The 14,840-nt window shown below is 66.5% G+C and carries 11 protein-coding genes; 6 read left to right on the plus strand and 5 right to left on the minus strand.

All coding sequences use genetic code 11. The features are described 5' to 3' along the window. The first annotated feature begins 3 nt into the window (after positions 1–3). A complete protein-coding gene (locus tag ACQ4MJ_RS10995) occupies positions 4–879 on the plus strand; it encodes a DUF3703 domain-containing protein (protein ID WP_431152666.1) in 876 nt (291 codons plus the stop codon). A 39-nt stretch (positions 880–918) separates the two neighbouring features. On the opposite strand, the gene ACQ4MJ_RS11000 is transcribed toward ACQ4MJ_RS10995, so the two are convergent. Genes ACQ4MJ_RS11000 through ACQ4MJ_RS11015 form a run of 4 tightly spaced genes read right to left on the minus strand, consistent with a single transcriptional unit; the run spans position 919 to position 5,651 of the window. Then, the gene (locus tag ACQ4MJ_RS11000; RefSeq protein WP_431152665.1) at positions 919–1,512 is read right to left on the minus strand and encodes a DUF2894 domain-containing protein; all 594 of its coding nucleotides are present in this window, start codon (positions 1,510–1,512) and stop codon (positions 919–921) included. Continuing rightward, positions 1,505–2,164, minus strand: coding sequence for an OmpA family protein (locus tag ACQ4MJ_RS11005; RefSeq protein ID WP_055393450.1), 660 nt, complete (start codon positions 2,162–2,164; stop codon positions 1,505–1,507). The genes ACQ4MJ_RS11000 and ACQ4MJ_RS11005 overlap by 8 nt, the downstream gene beginning before the upstream one ends. Next, the gene (locus ACQ4MJ_RS11010) at positions 2,161–4,839 is read right to left on the minus strand and encodes a DUF802 domain-containing protein (protein ID WP_431152664.1); all 2,679 of its coding nucleotides are present in this window, start codon (positions 4,837–4,839) and stop codon (positions 2,161–2,163) included. Before ACQ4MJ_RS11010 ends, ACQ4MJ_RS11005 begins: the two co-directional genes overlap by 4 nt. Beyond that, positions 4,836–5,651: a DUF3348 family protein gene (locus ACQ4MJ_RS11015; RefSeq protein ID WP_431152663.1), complete on the minus strand. Its 816-nt coding sequence runs from the start codon at positions 5,649–5,651 to the stop codon at positions 4,836–4,838. The genes ACQ4MJ_RS11010 and ACQ4MJ_RS11015 overlap by 4 nt, the downstream gene beginning before the upstream one ends. Before the next feature lie 323 nt (positions 5,652–5,974). On the opposite strand from ACQ4MJ_RS11015, the gene ACQ4MJ_RS11020 reads away from it, so the two are divergent. Then, positions 5,975–6,634, plus strand: coding sequence for a YitT family protein (locus tag ACQ4MJ_RS11020; protein ID WP_055402949.1), 660 nt, complete (start codon positions 5,975–5,977; stop codon positions 6,632–6,634). A gap of 27 nt (positions 6,635–6,661) precedes the next feature. Here the strand turns inward: ACQ4MJ_RS11020 and ACQ4MJ_RS11025 are convergent, their stop codons facing one another. Further along, positions 6,662–10,210 (minus strand): EAL domain-containing protein, encoded by a 3,549-nt coding sequence (locus ACQ4MJ_RS11025; protein ID WP_431152662.1) that lies wholly within the window; start codon positions 10,208–10,210, stop codon positions 6,662–6,664. Between the two features lie 198 nt (positions 10,211–10,408). Here ACQ4MJ_RS11025 and ACQ4MJ_RS11030 point away from each other — a divergent pair, with 198 nt between their 5' ends. From ACQ4MJ_RS11030 to ACQ4MJ_RS11045, 4 genes are all read left to right on the plus strand, one after another. Then, positions 10,409–10,891 (plus strand): hypothetical protein, encoded by a 483-nt coding sequence (locus ACQ4MJ_RS11030; protein WP_431173701.1) that lies wholly within the window; start codon positions 10,409–10,411, stop codon positions 10,889–10,891. A gap of 576 nt (positions 10,892–11,467) precedes the next feature. Beyond that, positions 11,468–12,919, plus strand: coding sequence for a TolC family protein (locus tag ACQ4MJ_RS11035; protein ID WP_431153079.1), 1,452 nt, complete (start codon positions 11,468–11,470; stop codon positions 12,917–12,919). A 1-nt stretch (position 12,920) separates the two neighbouring features. Continuing rightward, positions 12,921–14,303 carry a multicopper oxidase family protein gene (locus ACQ4MJ_RS11040; protein ID WP_431152660.1) on the plus strand — a complete coding sequence of 461 codons (1,383 nt, stop codon included), beginning with the start codon at positions 12,921–12,923 and terminating at the stop codon, positions 14,301–14,303. A gap of 21 nt (positions 14,304–14,324) precedes the next feature. Continuing rightward, entirely contained in the window at positions 14,325–14,822 is a 498-nt protein-coding gene (locus ACQ4MJ_RS11045) for a cupredoxin domain-containing protein (RefSeq protein ID WP_431152659.1), read from the plus strand. Positions 14,823–14,840 lie beyond the last annotated feature (18 nt).

A 14,840-nucleotide genomic window follows, 5' to 3' on the forward strand; every position in this document is an offset into this window, starting at 1 on the left:
TCCATGCGCGTGCACCTATCGACTCCGTTGAGCGCCCCGCCTGAATGGGTGGCTGCGCAGCTGCAAAGCACCGCTGTGTTCCGCCACATCACCGCGCCGCTCATCCAGTTTCACCCCGCACGGGGCACGGAATGGCCCACGCACTGGGCTCCCGGCGAGCTGGCGCTGCACATGCGGTTGCTGGGCGTTTTGCCCATGGGCCCGCAAACCGTGCGCATCTCCATTGAGCCGGCTGCACAAAGGGGCGGCTGGCCCACGCTGCGCGACAACGGAGAAGGCGTGCTCATGCGCCGCTGGGACCACCGCATCACCCTGCAGCCCCTGTCCGATGGCCGCACGCTGTACACCGATGACATCGAGGTGGTTGCGCGCCACCTGCCCTGGCTGATGACACCGCTGAGCGCCCTGTTTGCCCAGGTGTTCTACCGGCACCGCCAAAGGCGCTGGCGCCAACTGGCCGCGCAGCATGCCGCCGGGGGCGCCGCCCCCACCGCGCTACACAGGTGCGCCGCGTTCAACCACCTGCTGGCCAGCTTTGCCCGCCAGCCTGACGCGCCCCCCGCCCAGCGCTGGCGTTGGCTGGAGGCCGCCCACGTGCTGGGACAGACCTCATTGCCCCTGCACTGGCGGTCACACACCGCCATGCTGCGCTACGCCCTCGCACTGGGAGATGCGCGCGAGGCCACCGGCCAGCTGCTGCGGCTGGCCCTGGTGCCCCTGGGGCACCTGCTGGCACGGCTGCCGTTGGGCAACATCGGGCGCTCCCACGTGAGTGCTTTCCGGACCATGGTGCCAGCGGCAGAAGTCACTGTGCTGATGGACCAGGCGCTGGAGGAAACGGCGATCCGCCCCGTGCAGCCCGACGACCACGGCGTCTGAAAACTGCGCACCCGGCTTCCCCAGTCGCAGCCTGCGCGCTCAGTGCTTGGAGGAGCGAGCCGCACGCCCTGGTTTGAGGGGTGCCCTGGCTGGCTTTGCAGCGGCCTGCTCTAGCCACAGCAGGCTGTCCATCTGCGATAAAAAATGCCGCAGGTAGTCCGGCGACAGGGACCGCAGCAAGGCCAGGGAGCGCAGCATGAGGCGGTGCGCATTCAACGGCCCAGCGTTTTCCGGCCCACGCGTGAAGGCCTGGGCCACCTGTTGTTCCGCAGCAATCTTGGACCAGACTTCGCTGAAACGGCGCACGCTCTTCATGTCCGACACACTGGCGCCACCGCCCACCAGCACGCTGTCTGCGTCGGCCTGGGCGCGGGTACTGAGATCGCGGTTCAGTTGCGCCAGTGCAGATGGTGCACCGGCCAGCGCTGCTGCAGCCAGTGGCTGACGGGGAGTTGTCCGGATGCGCCTGGCGTAGTCCACCAAGGCGGCCTGCAGCCTGCGGGCCAGCACCTGCTGTACGGCGGGGGGCTGCGCAGGCAGGCGCGCGGCCAGCACCTCCAGGTACCGAAAGCGCACCGGGTCGTGGTGCTGGGCGCCTTCGGCCCGTAGGGACTCCAGGGTCGGCTCACTCATTGCGGGCGGGCTTGGCTTGGGCAGCGCGGGGTACGGGGGCCATCTCCACGCGGCGGTTCTGTGCCCGCCCCTTTTCGTCGGCGTTGTCTGCCACCGGCTGCTCGGCGCCAAAGGCCGCAGCAAACACCTGGGACGATGGCATATCCTCTTCGATCAGGGCGCGGGTCACGGTCAACGCGCGCTGAGCGGACAGCTCCAGGTTGTCGGCAAAGCGCTGGTGGCGCCCCTGCAGCAGCGTGGTGTTGTCGGTAAAGCCACTCACCATCAGCATCTCGTCACGTTCGCGCAGGTACACCTGCAGCGGCTGCACCAGGCTCTGGAGCAGTTGCCGGCCTTCAGGGCGCAACTCGGCAGAGCCTGCCGCAAACAGCACGCTGCCGCTGATGCCGATACGGCCTTCATTGACCGTGACGCGGCCGCTGGCCAGCGGAATCGCCAGTGCTTTTTCCAGCGCCATGCGGCGCTTTTCTTCCATCTGCCGCTTTTCCACTTCCTGCTTGAGGCTGGCGACCAGGTCGATCTGCACCACCAGCACGCCCACCAGAATCAGCACAAACGCACCCAGCAAGCCCGCCATGAGGTCGCCAAACACGGCCCACACCGGGGCCGTCTGTTCGGTGGCATCGTCCAGCGTGTCGTCCAGGCCGGTCACGCGGCGACTCCCTGCACCGCTGCGGCCATCTGCCCGTTGAGGCGGCGCAGGTCTTCCACAATGCCCTGCTGCGAAGAAATGCTCAGATCGATCACCTCGCGGGCCTGCGCCACGTAGTAGGCCAGCTGCTCATCGCTGCGGCTCATGGACTGGCCAATGGCGCCTTCGATGCGCTGCAGGCTGTCCATCAGCTTTTCGTTGCTGGCCGTGAACAACTCCACGCCGTGGCCAAAGGACTCACCCAGGCTCGACAACTCCACCGCGCTGGCGGCCACGTGCGCCGACACTTCATCGACCTTGCCCGCCTGTGCGCCGAGCGCCTGGGCAAACTCCTGCCCCGCCTGCTCCAGCACCGAGGCCGCAGACCCCACCAGCGATTCAATGGCCGCACGCTGCTGCCCGGCGGCTTCGTTCACCGATTGGAGCAACACACCCAGTTGCTCCATCATCGCCGTGCGCTCTGCCAGGGCCGCGTTGTCGCGTTCGCTCAGGTGGGTCATCTCTTGGCGCAACTGGGTGATCACCTCAGCCGCGGCCTGCGGCACATCCGACGCCGTCTGCAGCAATCGCGTGAGCGGGGCTTCCAGCGCAGAACCCAGGGTGGCCAGGTGCCCGGCCACAGCGGCCTGCAGCGCATCGAGCCGCTCCACTGCGGCCTGGCCGCGTGCCGCCTCGGCATCCCGCAGTGCCACCAATTCCGTGCGCCACACGCCCGCCAGCGCATCCATGCGCTGGGCCTGGGTTTCGGCCCATTGGGCTTCGGCCTCGATGCGGGTGTGCAACAGTGCGTCCGACTGGTCCATCAATCGGGCGGCACCGCCCAGGGCCTCGTGGACCTGCTCGGTCATGCGCTCGGTGAGCTGCGCCGCAGCGCCCTCCAGCGCCTGGCACACGCCGCGCTGCTGCTGCGCCGTTTGTTCGCCCACCTGCTGCCATTGCTCCGCCAGTCGGCTGGCCATGCCCTCCATGGACTGGCTCCAGCCCGCAAGGCGCTGCTGATCCGCCACTGCCTGGTCGGCCTGCGTTTTTTCCACCGTCTGTTCCAGCGATGCCAGCAGCGCCGTGGTGCGCTGCTCGAAGGCCTGCGATGCCGTCTGCAGTGACTGGTCGAGCTGGGTGGCAGCGCCTTCCAGCGCCAGGCACACGCCCTGCTGGTGCTGTGCGGTTTGCTCGCCCACCTGTTGCCATCGCTCCGCCAGTGTGCTGGCCATGCACTCCATGGACCGGCTCCAGCCTGCGAGGCGCTGCTGGTCGGCCGCCAACTGGGCCGCCTGTGATTGGGCCACCGTCTCTTGCAACGAGGCCAGCAGCGCCGTGGTGCGCTGCTCATAGGCCTGCGATGCCGTCTGCAGTGACTGGTCGAGCTGGGTGGCAGCGCCTTCGAGCGCCTGGCAGACGCCGCGCTGCTGCTGCGCCGTTTGTTCACCCGCAAGCTGCCATTGCTCCGCCAGTCGGCTGGCCATGCCCTCCATGGACTGGCTCCAGCCCGCAAGGCGCTGCTGGTCGGCCGCCAGTTGGGCCGCCTGTGATTGGGCCACAGTCTCTTGCAACGTGGCTAGCAGCGTCGTGGTGCGCTGCTCTAGCGTCTGCGTGATGGACTGCAGCGCGCTGCCCAACTGCACCGCCTGCTGGTCCTGCGTCTGCGTGTGGCGGTCCAAGGCCTCCGTCCAGGTGTCCGCCACCTGGCGGGCCGTGCCCTCCCATTGGGCCGTGAGGGCGTGCATCTGCACGCCAGTGGCCTCGCGCAGCCGCTGGTGCGAGCGCTCAGCCTCTTGCGCCAGCGTTGCCATGGCCTGCTCCACCACCGGGCGGATCGTCTCACCCGCCATGCGGGCGCTGGCGCCCAGGCTGTCGTGCAGGGATGCCCCCACGGTGGTGGCCAGCTGGGTGTAGGCCGCTGCCGCCTCGCGGTGAAACACCTGCTGTTGGTCTTGCAGTTGGCCGTTCAACTGCTCGTGGCGGCGCTCCAGCCCTTCCATCAGGCCTTGCAGGCGCTCAGCAATCAGCGGCATGGCCTGCGCCTGGGCCTGCAGGGCCTCGAACATTTCCTGGCGCCGGTGGGCCGCCGAGAAGGGGCGCAGCTCGCTGGCGATGCGGGCATCGAGCGTGCGCAACGCTGCCAGCCGTTCGCGGCGGCACAGGGCGGACATCAGCCCCAGCATGGCCGACGCTGCCACCCCGGCCACCGAGGTGCCGAACGACAGGCCCAGCCCCTTGATGGGCGCGGCCAGCGCCGCCCGGATAGACTCCAAGCTGGACGAGGCCTCCAGTGCGAAAACCGCGCCATTGAAGGTGACCACCATGCCCAGAAAGGTGCCCAGCATGCCCAGCATGACCAGGAGTCCCACCAGGTACGGCGCCAGCGCAGGCCCCGGCAGGGGCACACGCTCCCCGTCGATCCGCTGGCGAACCGGGTTGCGCAAGGACGAATGCAGGCGCTCCAGCCAACCACCCAGGTCCACCAGGGGCTGCTGCCCCAGCCCGGCCAGCGCAATGGACAGCGACGAAGTCGCGGCCCGGAACTGCATCAGCTCATAGGCTCCCACCACGTAGACGGCAGCAATCACCACCGTCATGGCCAGCGCCAGAGGGCTCGACCCGACAAATCCCCATCCCACCCAGCCCACCACCGCCAGGCCCACCGCAAAGATGGCGGCCATCACACTCTTGTTCATTCGATCATTCCTGTTACCGGTTCCGGGGTCTTCGTGGTTGTGGGGGGACGGTGGGAGTCATGGCTCTGCGCCGCTTCCAGCAAACCAGCAAGGGGCTCCAGCCGCACCTGCAGCTCGGCCAGCAGCAGCGCCCGCAAGTCCTGCTCAAAGGCAAACAGCCAGCCGCCCGGCAGCACCCAGCGCTGCGGCTCATCGTCTCGCCCTACAGCCTCCAGCTGCTGCTGGTGGGCTGCGCGCAAATGCGCCATCCGCCGCTCCAGATGGCCGGGTAGCGACGCCCACAGCCTTTGCTCACGCGCACCCAGCATCTGGTCCATCACCGCATCCAGCAGGGCCAGCCGACGCAGGCCCTCGGGGCCCATCGACAAGCTCTGCCGAATCAGCGCGCGCAAGGCAGCCAGTCTGGCATCCATCTGCTTTTGTAGCGCCAGATAACGCGCCGCGTGGACTGCAAAATCTGCCCCGGCCTCGGGGTCCGGGCCGTCGACAGGGGTGTTGTCGGCACGCTCGCGCACGGGTTTAGCAGGCGCGGCCTTGGCCGTGACCAAGTCCGTCAACTCGGCACGGGTGGACTGAAGGCTGGCCTGCAATGCGCGCACATCCACCGTCCCCCGCCCCAGCGTAGTGACAGCCGGGGTTTGGCTGGACTCCAGAGCATGCAGTGCCCGGCTGAGCTTGACCGCATCCACGGTACTGAGCCACTGGCTGAGTTGCTCCGCCACATCCTGGCGCGCCGATCCACCGTGTGGCTGCGTCCATTGCTGGAGCAAAAGCACAAGTCTGGAGCTGTTGAGTCGGTGGGGCTGGTACATCAATCTGAGGCGTCCATGGCACCGGCCCCCCCGAAGGGTGGCGGGCGTCAGGGAGCAGGTCCCCGCAATGGGCAAAGCCCGTTATTTTCGCAGGAACGCTGCCGCCCCAGCCCCACATCGCTGTGCGTTGCAGGTGTTACATCTAAAGCAGATTGCAAGAATCGGCCAAAAAACAGCCAAGGAGCGACCAGTTTTCCAGGACCGAAGCCCCCACAGACACGCCGCTTCTTGACGGCGGACAAGTCCGGCACAGGGCTTGCATGCTTCAATCTGCGACTCTTTCCCCTGACCGGCACCCGCCGCCCTGCCCGCCTGCGCTCACCATGTCCAACCCGCCTGCACCCCACGCCCCTTCCCTGCCGAACCCTGCGCAAGTGGTCGCTCCTGTGGTGGTGCCACACACGCTCACGGAAGATGCTGTGGCCATCTTCACTGGCGTGCTGCTCATTTCCGTAGGGGTTGCTTTTTTCACCAGCGCAGGCCTGCTGACCGGGGGAACCGCAGGCCTTGCGTTCCTGTTGCACTACGCCACGGGTATCGGCTTTGGCAAGATTTTCTTTGTGCTGAACCTGCCCTTTTACTGGCTGGCCCTGCGCAAGCTGGGACGCGCATTTACGGTCAAGACGTTTATTGCCGTGCTGCTGTTGTCGCTGCTGACCGAATTGCAGACTCAATTTCTGGAGTTTGCGCAATTGCAGCCACTGTACGCGGCCGTCGCAGGCGGTCTGATCACGGGCACGGGGTTTCTGGTGCTGTTTCGCCACCGTTGCAGCCTGGGGGGCGTGGGCATTGCCGCGCTGTACCTGCAAGACCGGTACGGATGGCGCGCCGGCAAGGTCCAGATGGCGGTGGACTGCTGCATCGTGCTGCTGGCGCTGTGGACGGTGGAACCCCTGCGCGTTGCCTGGTCCATTGCAGGGGCCGTGGCGCTCAACCTGGTCCTGGCGATGAACCATCGGCCAGGGCGTTACATGGCGGTGTAAGCCGGGCCAGAACACACGGACCAGAACTCAAACAGAGGCTGCCCGTGCCTGCAGGTACTGCTCCAGCACCCCGATCGGCACCGGGCGGCTGAACAGGTAACCCTGAAAGAGCGTGCAGCCGTGCTTTTCCAGAAACGCCCTCTGCGCGTCCGTCTCCACGCCTTCGGCGATCACGTCGATTCCCAGGCTCTGCGCCATGCCGATGATGGTCTGCACGATCAGCGCATCGGTGTGCTGAATGCCAATGTTGCGCACAAAGCTCTGGTCGATCTTGAGCTGGTCCAGCGGCAGGCGCGTGAGGTAGGACAGCGATGACTGCCCCGTGCCAAAGTCGTCCAGAGAAAACCGCAGACCCAGGGCGCGCAATGCGTTCATCTTCGCGATGGTGTCGTCCACGTTGTCCAGCGCCAGGCTTTCCGTCAGTTCCAGCTTCAAACGGTCGGGCCGCGCACCGGTTTGCAGCAACACGGTGCGAATCTGCTCCATGAAATCGGGCTGCCGGAACTGCCGCGCGCTCACGTTCACAGACAACTGTAGCTGTTCCGTGGTGGGGTTGCCCTGCCAGCGGCGCAACTGAGCACACGCGGTCTGCAATACCCAAAGGCCTATGGGCAGTATGAGCCCCGTTTCTTCGGCCAAAGGGATGAACTCATAAGGGGGGACCATGCCGCGCTCCGGGTGTTGCCAGCGGATCAGCGCCTCGGCCCCGACAGGGCGTACGCCGCAGCCCACCTGGATCTGGTAGTGCAGCAAAAACTGCCCGGCAGCCAACGCAGTGCGCAGGTCGTTTTCCAGTGCAGCGCGGGCAGAGACCGCCGCCTGCATCATCGGATCAAAGAACCGGATCGCGTTGCGCCCCGCTGTTTTTGCGGCGTACATGGCCAGGTCGGCGTGTTTGACGACGTCTTCCACCGTTTGGCTTTGGCCGCTGAACAGCACGGTTCCCACACTGGTCGTGCTGTGCACATGGTGCAAGGCAAGCTGGTAAGGCTGGTTCAGGGCGGCAAGTATTTTCTCGGACACATTCTGGGCCTGCTCAGCCGCGTCGGTGCCAAGCGCATCCAGGTCTTCCAGCAGCACCAGAAACTCATCACCGCCCAGGCGGGCCACGGTGTCACCTTCACGCACGCATCCCGACAGGCGCTGCGCAACCTGCTGCAGCAAGACATCGCCCATGTCATGGCCCAGTGTGTCGTTCAGGGTCTTGAAGTGGTCCAGATCGAGGCACAACAGCGCGCCATGCAGGCCGGTGCGCGCACTGGTGGCAAACGCCTGCTGCAGACGGTCCAGCATGAGGCGGCGGTTGGGCAGGTGTGTCAGCGGGTCATAAAAGGCCAGATGCTCGATCTCGCGCGCGGCCTGGGCACGCTGGGTGATATCGCTGAGCGTGCCGACATAGTGGGTGACTTCGCCCCCATCGTCCGTGACGGCTGTGATGCCCATGAAGTGGAGGTTGACCGCCCCGCTTTTGCAGCGGTTCCAGATTTCGCCTTTCCATTCACCGGTGTCCGAGAGGCTGCCCCACATGGCGTCGAAAAAGGCCTTGTCATGGTGGCCCGACGCGAGAAGGCTGGAACGCTTGCCCACCGCATCTTCCGCGCTGTAGCCCGTAATTTTGGTGAAGGCCCTGTTCGTGCGCAGGATGACGGTCTCTCGGTCGGTGACGATCATGCCCTCCTGCGACTCAAACGCAATGGCCGCAATGCGCAGCTCGTTTTCATCGCGCTTGCGCGCCGTGATGTCCTTGCCCACGCCCCGGTAACCGCAAAATGTCCCGTTCACGTCAAAAATGGGTGTGCCGCTCACCGAAAGCCAGTGCAACTGGCCCGAACGGTCTTTGCGCTGGAACTCGAAATCGCGGAACTCCTGATGGCGTTCCAGCAGCTCGCGGTGCTCCTGCCAGCGGGCTTCGCTCACCCCAGGGCCTGCCAACTCCCAGCGCGTCTTGCCCATGTACGCAGCCGCCTCCTGCAGCAGACGGTCTTTGTCGCTTCCGTCCACATGGGTCAGGCGGAACTGGGCATCCTGCTCCCAGTACCAGTCAGACGACAAGATGGTCAGGGTGCGAAAGCGCGCTTCGTTGTCTTCCAGTTGCTTGCGCACGCGGTAGGCCTCGGTCACGTCGCTGAACACCAGCACGACACCGACAATCTGCCCCTGCGCATTGCGAATGGGCGCCGCGCTGTCCGCAATCTGATATTCGGCACCGTCCCGCGCGAGCAAGGTCGTGTGGTTGCTCAGCCCCACCACCTCGCCCTTGGCCACCACCATCCGAACCGGATCGACCACCGGCTCCCGCGTGCTGGCATTGACGATGCGAAACACGTCCGTCAGCGGCTTGCCCAGTGCCTCGGGTAACGGCCAGCCTGTCAGGCGTTCGGCCACTGCATTCATGCGTGTGATATGGCCCTGCGCATCCGTGGCCACCACCCCATCACCAATGGAATGCAGCGTGATGGACAGGTTTTCCTCACTCTGGCGCAACTGGGCCTCGGCGCTCTGGCGCGTAAGCGCCATGCGGTCAAAACGCTGACCCAACTCGGTCAACTCTGCCAGGCCGGTGGCGAGGGGTTGGGGGGCATAACGGCCCTGGGCCAGTTCGTCGGTGGCGTCCAACAGGCGCCGCAATGGTTTCATCACGCCCCGCCGCACGCCCTGCTGGGCCAGCAGGAAAGACAGCGCAAGGCCAGCCAGCAAGAAGGCCACCTCGGTCCACATGTTGCGGTTGGCAGTGGCGTAGAGCTGGTCCAGTGGCACAGCCAGACTCATGGTGGCAACCGTTTTTCCACCCGACTCTATGAGCGGCTGAAACACCATCAACTGGTGTGATCCGGCCGCATTGCTGCGCTGCAATACCCCTTCGGCAGAGCGCTGCAGCGCCGCGCTGAAATCTGCGTCGGCCAACTGGGTTCCGAGTTCGGCCCCGTCGGGCGGGAAACGCGCCACCACGCGCCCATCGGCGTCGGTCACACGCGCCACAGCCCCGGGTGGCAGGCCCAAATCGGCAAGCCGCAGGCTCCACCATTCCAGCGACACCACGGCCACTGCAGCGCCCACCACCTCCTGGCTGCCCGGCGGGACTACAGGCACCGCAAAATTGACGCTCGCCACCTGGGCAGCCCGGTCGATCTGAAAAGCCCCCACCGAGAACTCCCGGGTGGTGATGGCGTGCTGGAAATAGGGCCGGTTCGCCACGTTCACGGGCGCCTTCAACGGGCGGGCATTGCACAGCAGGTCCCCACTGGCCTGTGGCACACCAATGTTGACGTAAGTGGCGTTGAGCGACAGCACCTCGGCCAAGTACCTTCCACACTCGGGTTCCGCCGGCCGGTGCACCGAGGGCATGGCAGCAAGCTTCTGCAGAAAATCGCGGGTGTTCTGAATCAGGCGCTGCTGGCTGGCTGCCACGGCCCGCAGCGTGCCCAAAGCCTGGTTCTCTGCGGCGGCGATGGCGTCCATGCGGTGCGACCGTGCCTGGTAAACCGCCAGCAGCACGGCGGGCAGGGTCGCCACCAGAACCAGCCAGCGGATTCGCGCAGACAACGTACTCCAGGTTCCCACCAGCCAGGAAGGCATACCGACCTTTCGTCTTGCACAGTCATTCCAGGCACCGCAGGGCCAGGAGATGCACCGAACGCATTGTTACATCGTAAGCCGAACCGCCCTACATCTGCACCCCCATTTGCCCGCAGTGCCTGGTGGCCGCCCCAAGGGCCGGGGGCCGGAGATGTAACCTTTTGGGAACCTTGAGGCGTGCCGCCGTATCATTGGGACATGCGTCGCGGCCTCTATTTCGTGTTGATGGTGGTGCTGGTCCTGCGGGGACTTACTGGCACCGCCATGGCCGCAGGGGTCTTGCCGCCCCTGCTTCCTGCTAGCGCGCCGCATGTGCAGGAGCACAGCCACGTGGTGGCAGCCGAGGCGGCATACCCTACCTCACAAGAGCACAGGACTGACCAGGCCGCACAGGCCATGGCTGCAGAAATGCAGGAAGGCAGTCACACCATCGCCCATCACGATGACCATGCCGTGCATGCTGCTGCGGCATCCGCGTGTGATGGTGAACTGGTGGGATGTGCTGCACATAATCACCACTCTGCCGCATGTTCCGCCTGCGAAATCTGCCATTCGGCAATGCTCGACGCCGCCCCGGCAGCGTCCTGCGCTCTCCGCCGCCTGGGCACCGCGCTGCCCACGGCGTCTGCACGGTTTGACAGTGCGCCTCCCGCACTGACCATCAAACCACCCATCGCCTGATCTCCAACGCCCGAAGTGCGTCTGCCCCAGCCTGAGCACCCCTGAAACAGGGTGGCCCGGGCGGTAGCGCAATACCTTTTTCGTCCGTTGTCTGGAGATCGCCATGCGCGCGCCTGCCTCATTTGCATATCCCGCTTCATCGCCCCCGCGAACTGTTTGCCTTGTGCTGCTGGCACCGCTGCTTTCGCTGGCCCAGGGCCTTGCTCCCACCCCCAGCCATCCTCTCGCAACGGCTACCGACGCTGCCCATGTTGCAGCCTCGACGGCTCCACTGGCCCACCCCGCCCTCGTCCCACAACCCCCATTGCCCAGCGCGCCCCCATCGCCCCAGTCATGGCGCGAGGCGCACGAGGCGGTGGCTGCCTTTCCCAGGGGGCATGCCGACATCGTCGCCTGGGAGGCTCGGCAGAGCGCCCAACCCGCCACACCCCCGTCCACCGTCGAAGGGCAAAAAAGCCCCCACCGTCATCACCACGGGCACCACGGCAGCAGCAGCAACGGCCAGTCCGCTTCACCCACGCCGATGCACCTACGCCACCACGCACCGGGAGGCAAGCCATGAACCTCCCCGCCCAAATGCCGCACATTTCTCCACACCTTTCCCCACGCCTGTCCCCGCGCCTTTGCCTGCTGGCCGCTGCAGCCGTACTGGCCGGTTGCGCCAGTGTCTCGCCCGATGGCCTGCGCGGTGACGTCGCCAATCTCGCTGCGGGCCGCACCGGGGGCGTGCAAGCGAGCCTGCCTGCAGCGGACCCTGCCGCCCGCGCCTCTGCGGAAAAATCCGTCGAAGGCTGGCTGGCACAGCCCTTGACACAAGACGCTGCCGTGCGCATTGCCCTGCTCCACAACCCTGGCCTGCAAGCCCGCCTGGCCGCACTGGGCGTGGCCGACGCTGAGCGCGTGCAGGCCATCACCCTGCCCAACCCGCACCTTGCGCTGGGGCGATTCACCAACAGCCACGAGCGCGAAATCGAGCGCACCCTGGCCTTCAGCCTGATTGACCTCATCACCCTGCCCTGGCGCACCGCGCGCCAGGCCGAGCGCCTGCAGATCGCGACGCTGCAAGCCGCGCAGGACGTGGTGACGCTTGCCGCCGACACCCGCCGCGCCTGGCTGCGTGCCGTGGCCGCGGAGCAAATAGCCGCCACCCACGACCGCATGGTCGAGGCGGCCGAGGCCGGGGCCGAGCTCGCCCGCCGCATGGTGCAGGTGGGCAACTGGAGCCGTCTGCAGCAGGCCCGCGAGCAGGCCGTGCTGCAAGAGGCCACCCGCCAGCGCGCCCGCGCCCGCCTTGCCGCAGCCACCGAGCGCGAGCAGCTCAATCGCCGCATGGGCGTGTGGGGGCTGCAGACGCAGTACCAGCTGGCCAACCAGCTGCCGCCCTTGCCCGCCAGCGCCTTGCCCGCGGAAGGCATCGAAGCCACCGCGCTGCGCGAACGGCTCGATGTGCAAGCGGCCCGCCGCCAGCTCGACACCCAGGCCACCCGGCAGGGCTGGAGCCGCGCAGGCGCCGTGTTTGGCGATATCGGCCTGGCCTATAGCCGCAACACCACCACCGAGCGGGATGGCGGTCACCGCGAGATCACGCGGGGTTGGGAGCTGGAGTTGCCCCTGCCCCTGTTCGACTGGGGCGGCGCAGCCCGTACCCGCGCCCAGGCCGAGGTGGAGCAAAGTGCCGCCCAGCTGCAGGACACCGCCGTGCGCGCCCGCAGCGAGGTGCGCGCCGCCTGGCTCACCTACCGCACCGCGCTCGACCTGGCACGCCAGCAGCAGGCTGAGGTGGTACCCCTGCGCCAGCTCATCAGCGACGAGACCACCCTGCGCTACAACGGCATGCTGGCCAGTGTGTGGGACATGCTGGCCGAAGCGCGCAACAGCACCCAGGCCGTGGCCAACGCCATCGAAGCACAGCGCGACTTCTGGCTGGCCGAGACCGATCTGCAGCTCGCACTCACCGGCACATCGCCAGGCGCCCTGCAGGGCCTCGCATCGGGCGCCGCAGCCTCCACCACCCCACAAGGCCACTGACATGAACCGCCGCAATTTCTTCTCCGGCGCCGCCACGGCAGTGGCCGCAGCCTCCGTCAGCCGCGTGGCCCTGGCCGCGCTGCCCGAGCCCGCCATGCAGTCCAGCGCCGACACCGCGCCGCCGCAGCACCCGCCCACGGGCCGCCCCTACAACCCGGTGGTCACTTTGAATGGCTGGACCGCCCCCTGGCGCATGAACGCAGGCGTCAAGGAGTTCCACCTGGTGGCCGAACCCGTGGTGCGCGAGGTGGCGCCCGGCTTCATGGTCAACATGTGGGGCTACAACGGCCAGAGCCCCGGCCCCACCATCGAGGTGGTTGAAGGCGACCGCGTGCGCATCTTCGTCACCAACCGCCTGCCCGAGCACACCACCATCCACTGGCACGGCCAGCGCCTGCCCAACGGCATGGACGGCGTCGGCGGCCTCACCCAGCCCGCCATCCAGCCGGGCAAAACCTTTGTGTACGAGTTTGTGGCGCGCCGCCCCGGCACCTTCATGTACCACCCGCATGCCGACGAGATGGTGCAGATGGCCATGGGCATGATGGGCCTGTGGATCACCCACCCGAAGGCCGCGCACCCGCACATCGCCAAGGTGCAGCGCGACTACGCCTTCTTGCTCAACGCTTTTGACGTGGAGCCCGGCAGCATGACCCCCAAGGTCAACACCATGCTGGACCACAACATCTGGTGCTGGAACAGCCGCGTGTTCCCCGCCATCAGCCCGCTGGTGGCGCGGCAGGGTGAGCGCGTGCGCATGCGCATCGGCAACCTCACCATGACGAACCACCCGATTCACATCCACGGCCACGAATTCGAAGTGACCGGCACCGACGGCGGCCCCGTACCCAAAAGTGCGCGCTGGCCCGAGGTGACCACCGACGTAGCCGTGGGCCAGATGCGGCAGGTCGAGTTCATTGCCGACGAGCCCGGCGACTGGGCCCTGCACTGCCACAAGAGCCACCACACCATGGGCGCCATGGGGCACGACGTGCCGACCATGATCGGCGTGGACCACCGGGGCCTGGTGGGCAAGATCCAGAAGATCGTGCCCGACTACATGGTGATGGGCGAGCGCGGCATGGCCGACATGGGTGCCATGGAGATGCCACTGCCCGACAACACCTTTCCGATGATGACCGGCACCGGCCCCTTCGGCCCGTTGGAGATGGGCGGTATGTTCACCACCCTCAAGGTGCGCGACGACCAGCCTGCGGGCGATTACCGCGACCCTGGAGACTTCAAGCAACCTGCGGGCACTGTGGCCTACGAATGGCAGGGTGCCCCCGCCAGCACACCACGCCCCGCCCGCGCAGACACCCCAGGCACCGCGCCCGGCGCAGCGAGCGCACGCAAGCCCGCTGCCAGCGGCCACCAGCACTGAACCCTCAGATCAGCACATACCATGAATACTATTAAATTGATAGCTACTACCGCTTTATGGATAAGCGCTAGCACCTCTTTTGGCCATGAAAACACGCCCCACACCACGCAGAATAGCCCGGTGGTCAAAGAACAAAAGGACTGGGGCATCGCAGGCGACGCCAAGGCTGTGCGCCGCACCATCACCGTCCGCATGAGCGATGACATGCGCTTTGCGCCGAATCACATCGAAGTGCGCGAGGGCGACACCGTGCGGCTGCGTGCCGAGAACAAGGGCAAGGTGCTGCACGAGATCGTGATCGGCACCAAGGCCGAGCTGGACCAGCACGCTGAGATGATGAAAAAGCACCCCGGCATGGAACACGACGAGCCCTACATGGCCCACGTGGCGGCGGCCAAGACCGGTGACATCGTGTGGCACTTCAACCGCGCCGGGAATTTTGACTTTGCCTGCCTGATCCCCGGCCACTATCAGGCAGGCATGACCGGCACCATCACTGTGCTGCCGCGCAACCCATAACGCCAGGAGAGACACGCC

Source organism: Acidovorax facilis, from assembly GCF_050626955.1.
GTDB classification, from domain to species: domain Bacteria; phylum Pseudomonadota; class Gammaproteobacteria; order Burkholderiales; family Burkholderiaceae_C; genus Acidovorax; species Acidovorax facilis.

Coding starts and splice junctions, on each gene's coding strand:
- ACQ4MJ_RS10995 (WP_431152666.1), top strand. CDS start 4: ATGCGCGTGCACCTATCGACTCCGTTGAGCGCCCCGCCTGAATGGGTG.
- ACQ4MJ_RS11000 (WP_431152665.1), bottom strand. CDS start 1,512: ATGAGTGAGCCGACCCTGGAGTCCCTACGGGCCGAAGGCGCCCAGCAC.
- ACQ4MJ_RS11010 (WP_431152664.1), bottom strand. CDS start 4,839: ATGAACAAGAGTGTGATGGCCGCCATCTTTGCGGTGGGCCTGGCGGTG.
- ACQ4MJ_RS11015 (WP_431152663.1), bottom strand. CDS start 5,651: ATGTACCAGCCCCACCGACTCAACAGCTCCAGACTTGTGCTTTTGCTC.
- ACQ4MJ_RS11020 (WP_055402949.1), top strand. CDS start 5,975: ATGTCCAACCCGCCTGCACCCCACGCCCCTTCCCTGCCGAACCCTGCG.
- ACQ4MJ_RS11025 (WP_431152662.1), bottom strand. CDS start 10,210: ATGCCTTCCTGGCTGGTGGGAACCTGGAGTACGTTGTCTGCGCGAATC.
- ACQ4MJ_RS11030 (WP_431173701.1), top strand. CDS start 10,409: ATGCGTCGCGGCCTCTATTTCGTGTTGATGGTGGTGCTGGTCCTGCGG.
- ACQ4MJ_RS11035 (WP_431153079.1), top strand. CDS start 11,468: ATGCCGCACATTTCTCCACACCTTTCCCCACGCCTGTCCCCGCGCCTT.
- ACQ4MJ_RS11040 (WP_431152660.1), top strand. CDS start 12,921: ATGAACCGCCGCAATTTCTTCTCCGGCGCCGCCACGGCAGTGGCCGCA.
- ACQ4MJ_RS11045 (WP_431152659.1), top strand. CDS start 14,325: ATGAATACTATTAAATTGATAGCTACTACCGCTTTATGGATAAGCGCT.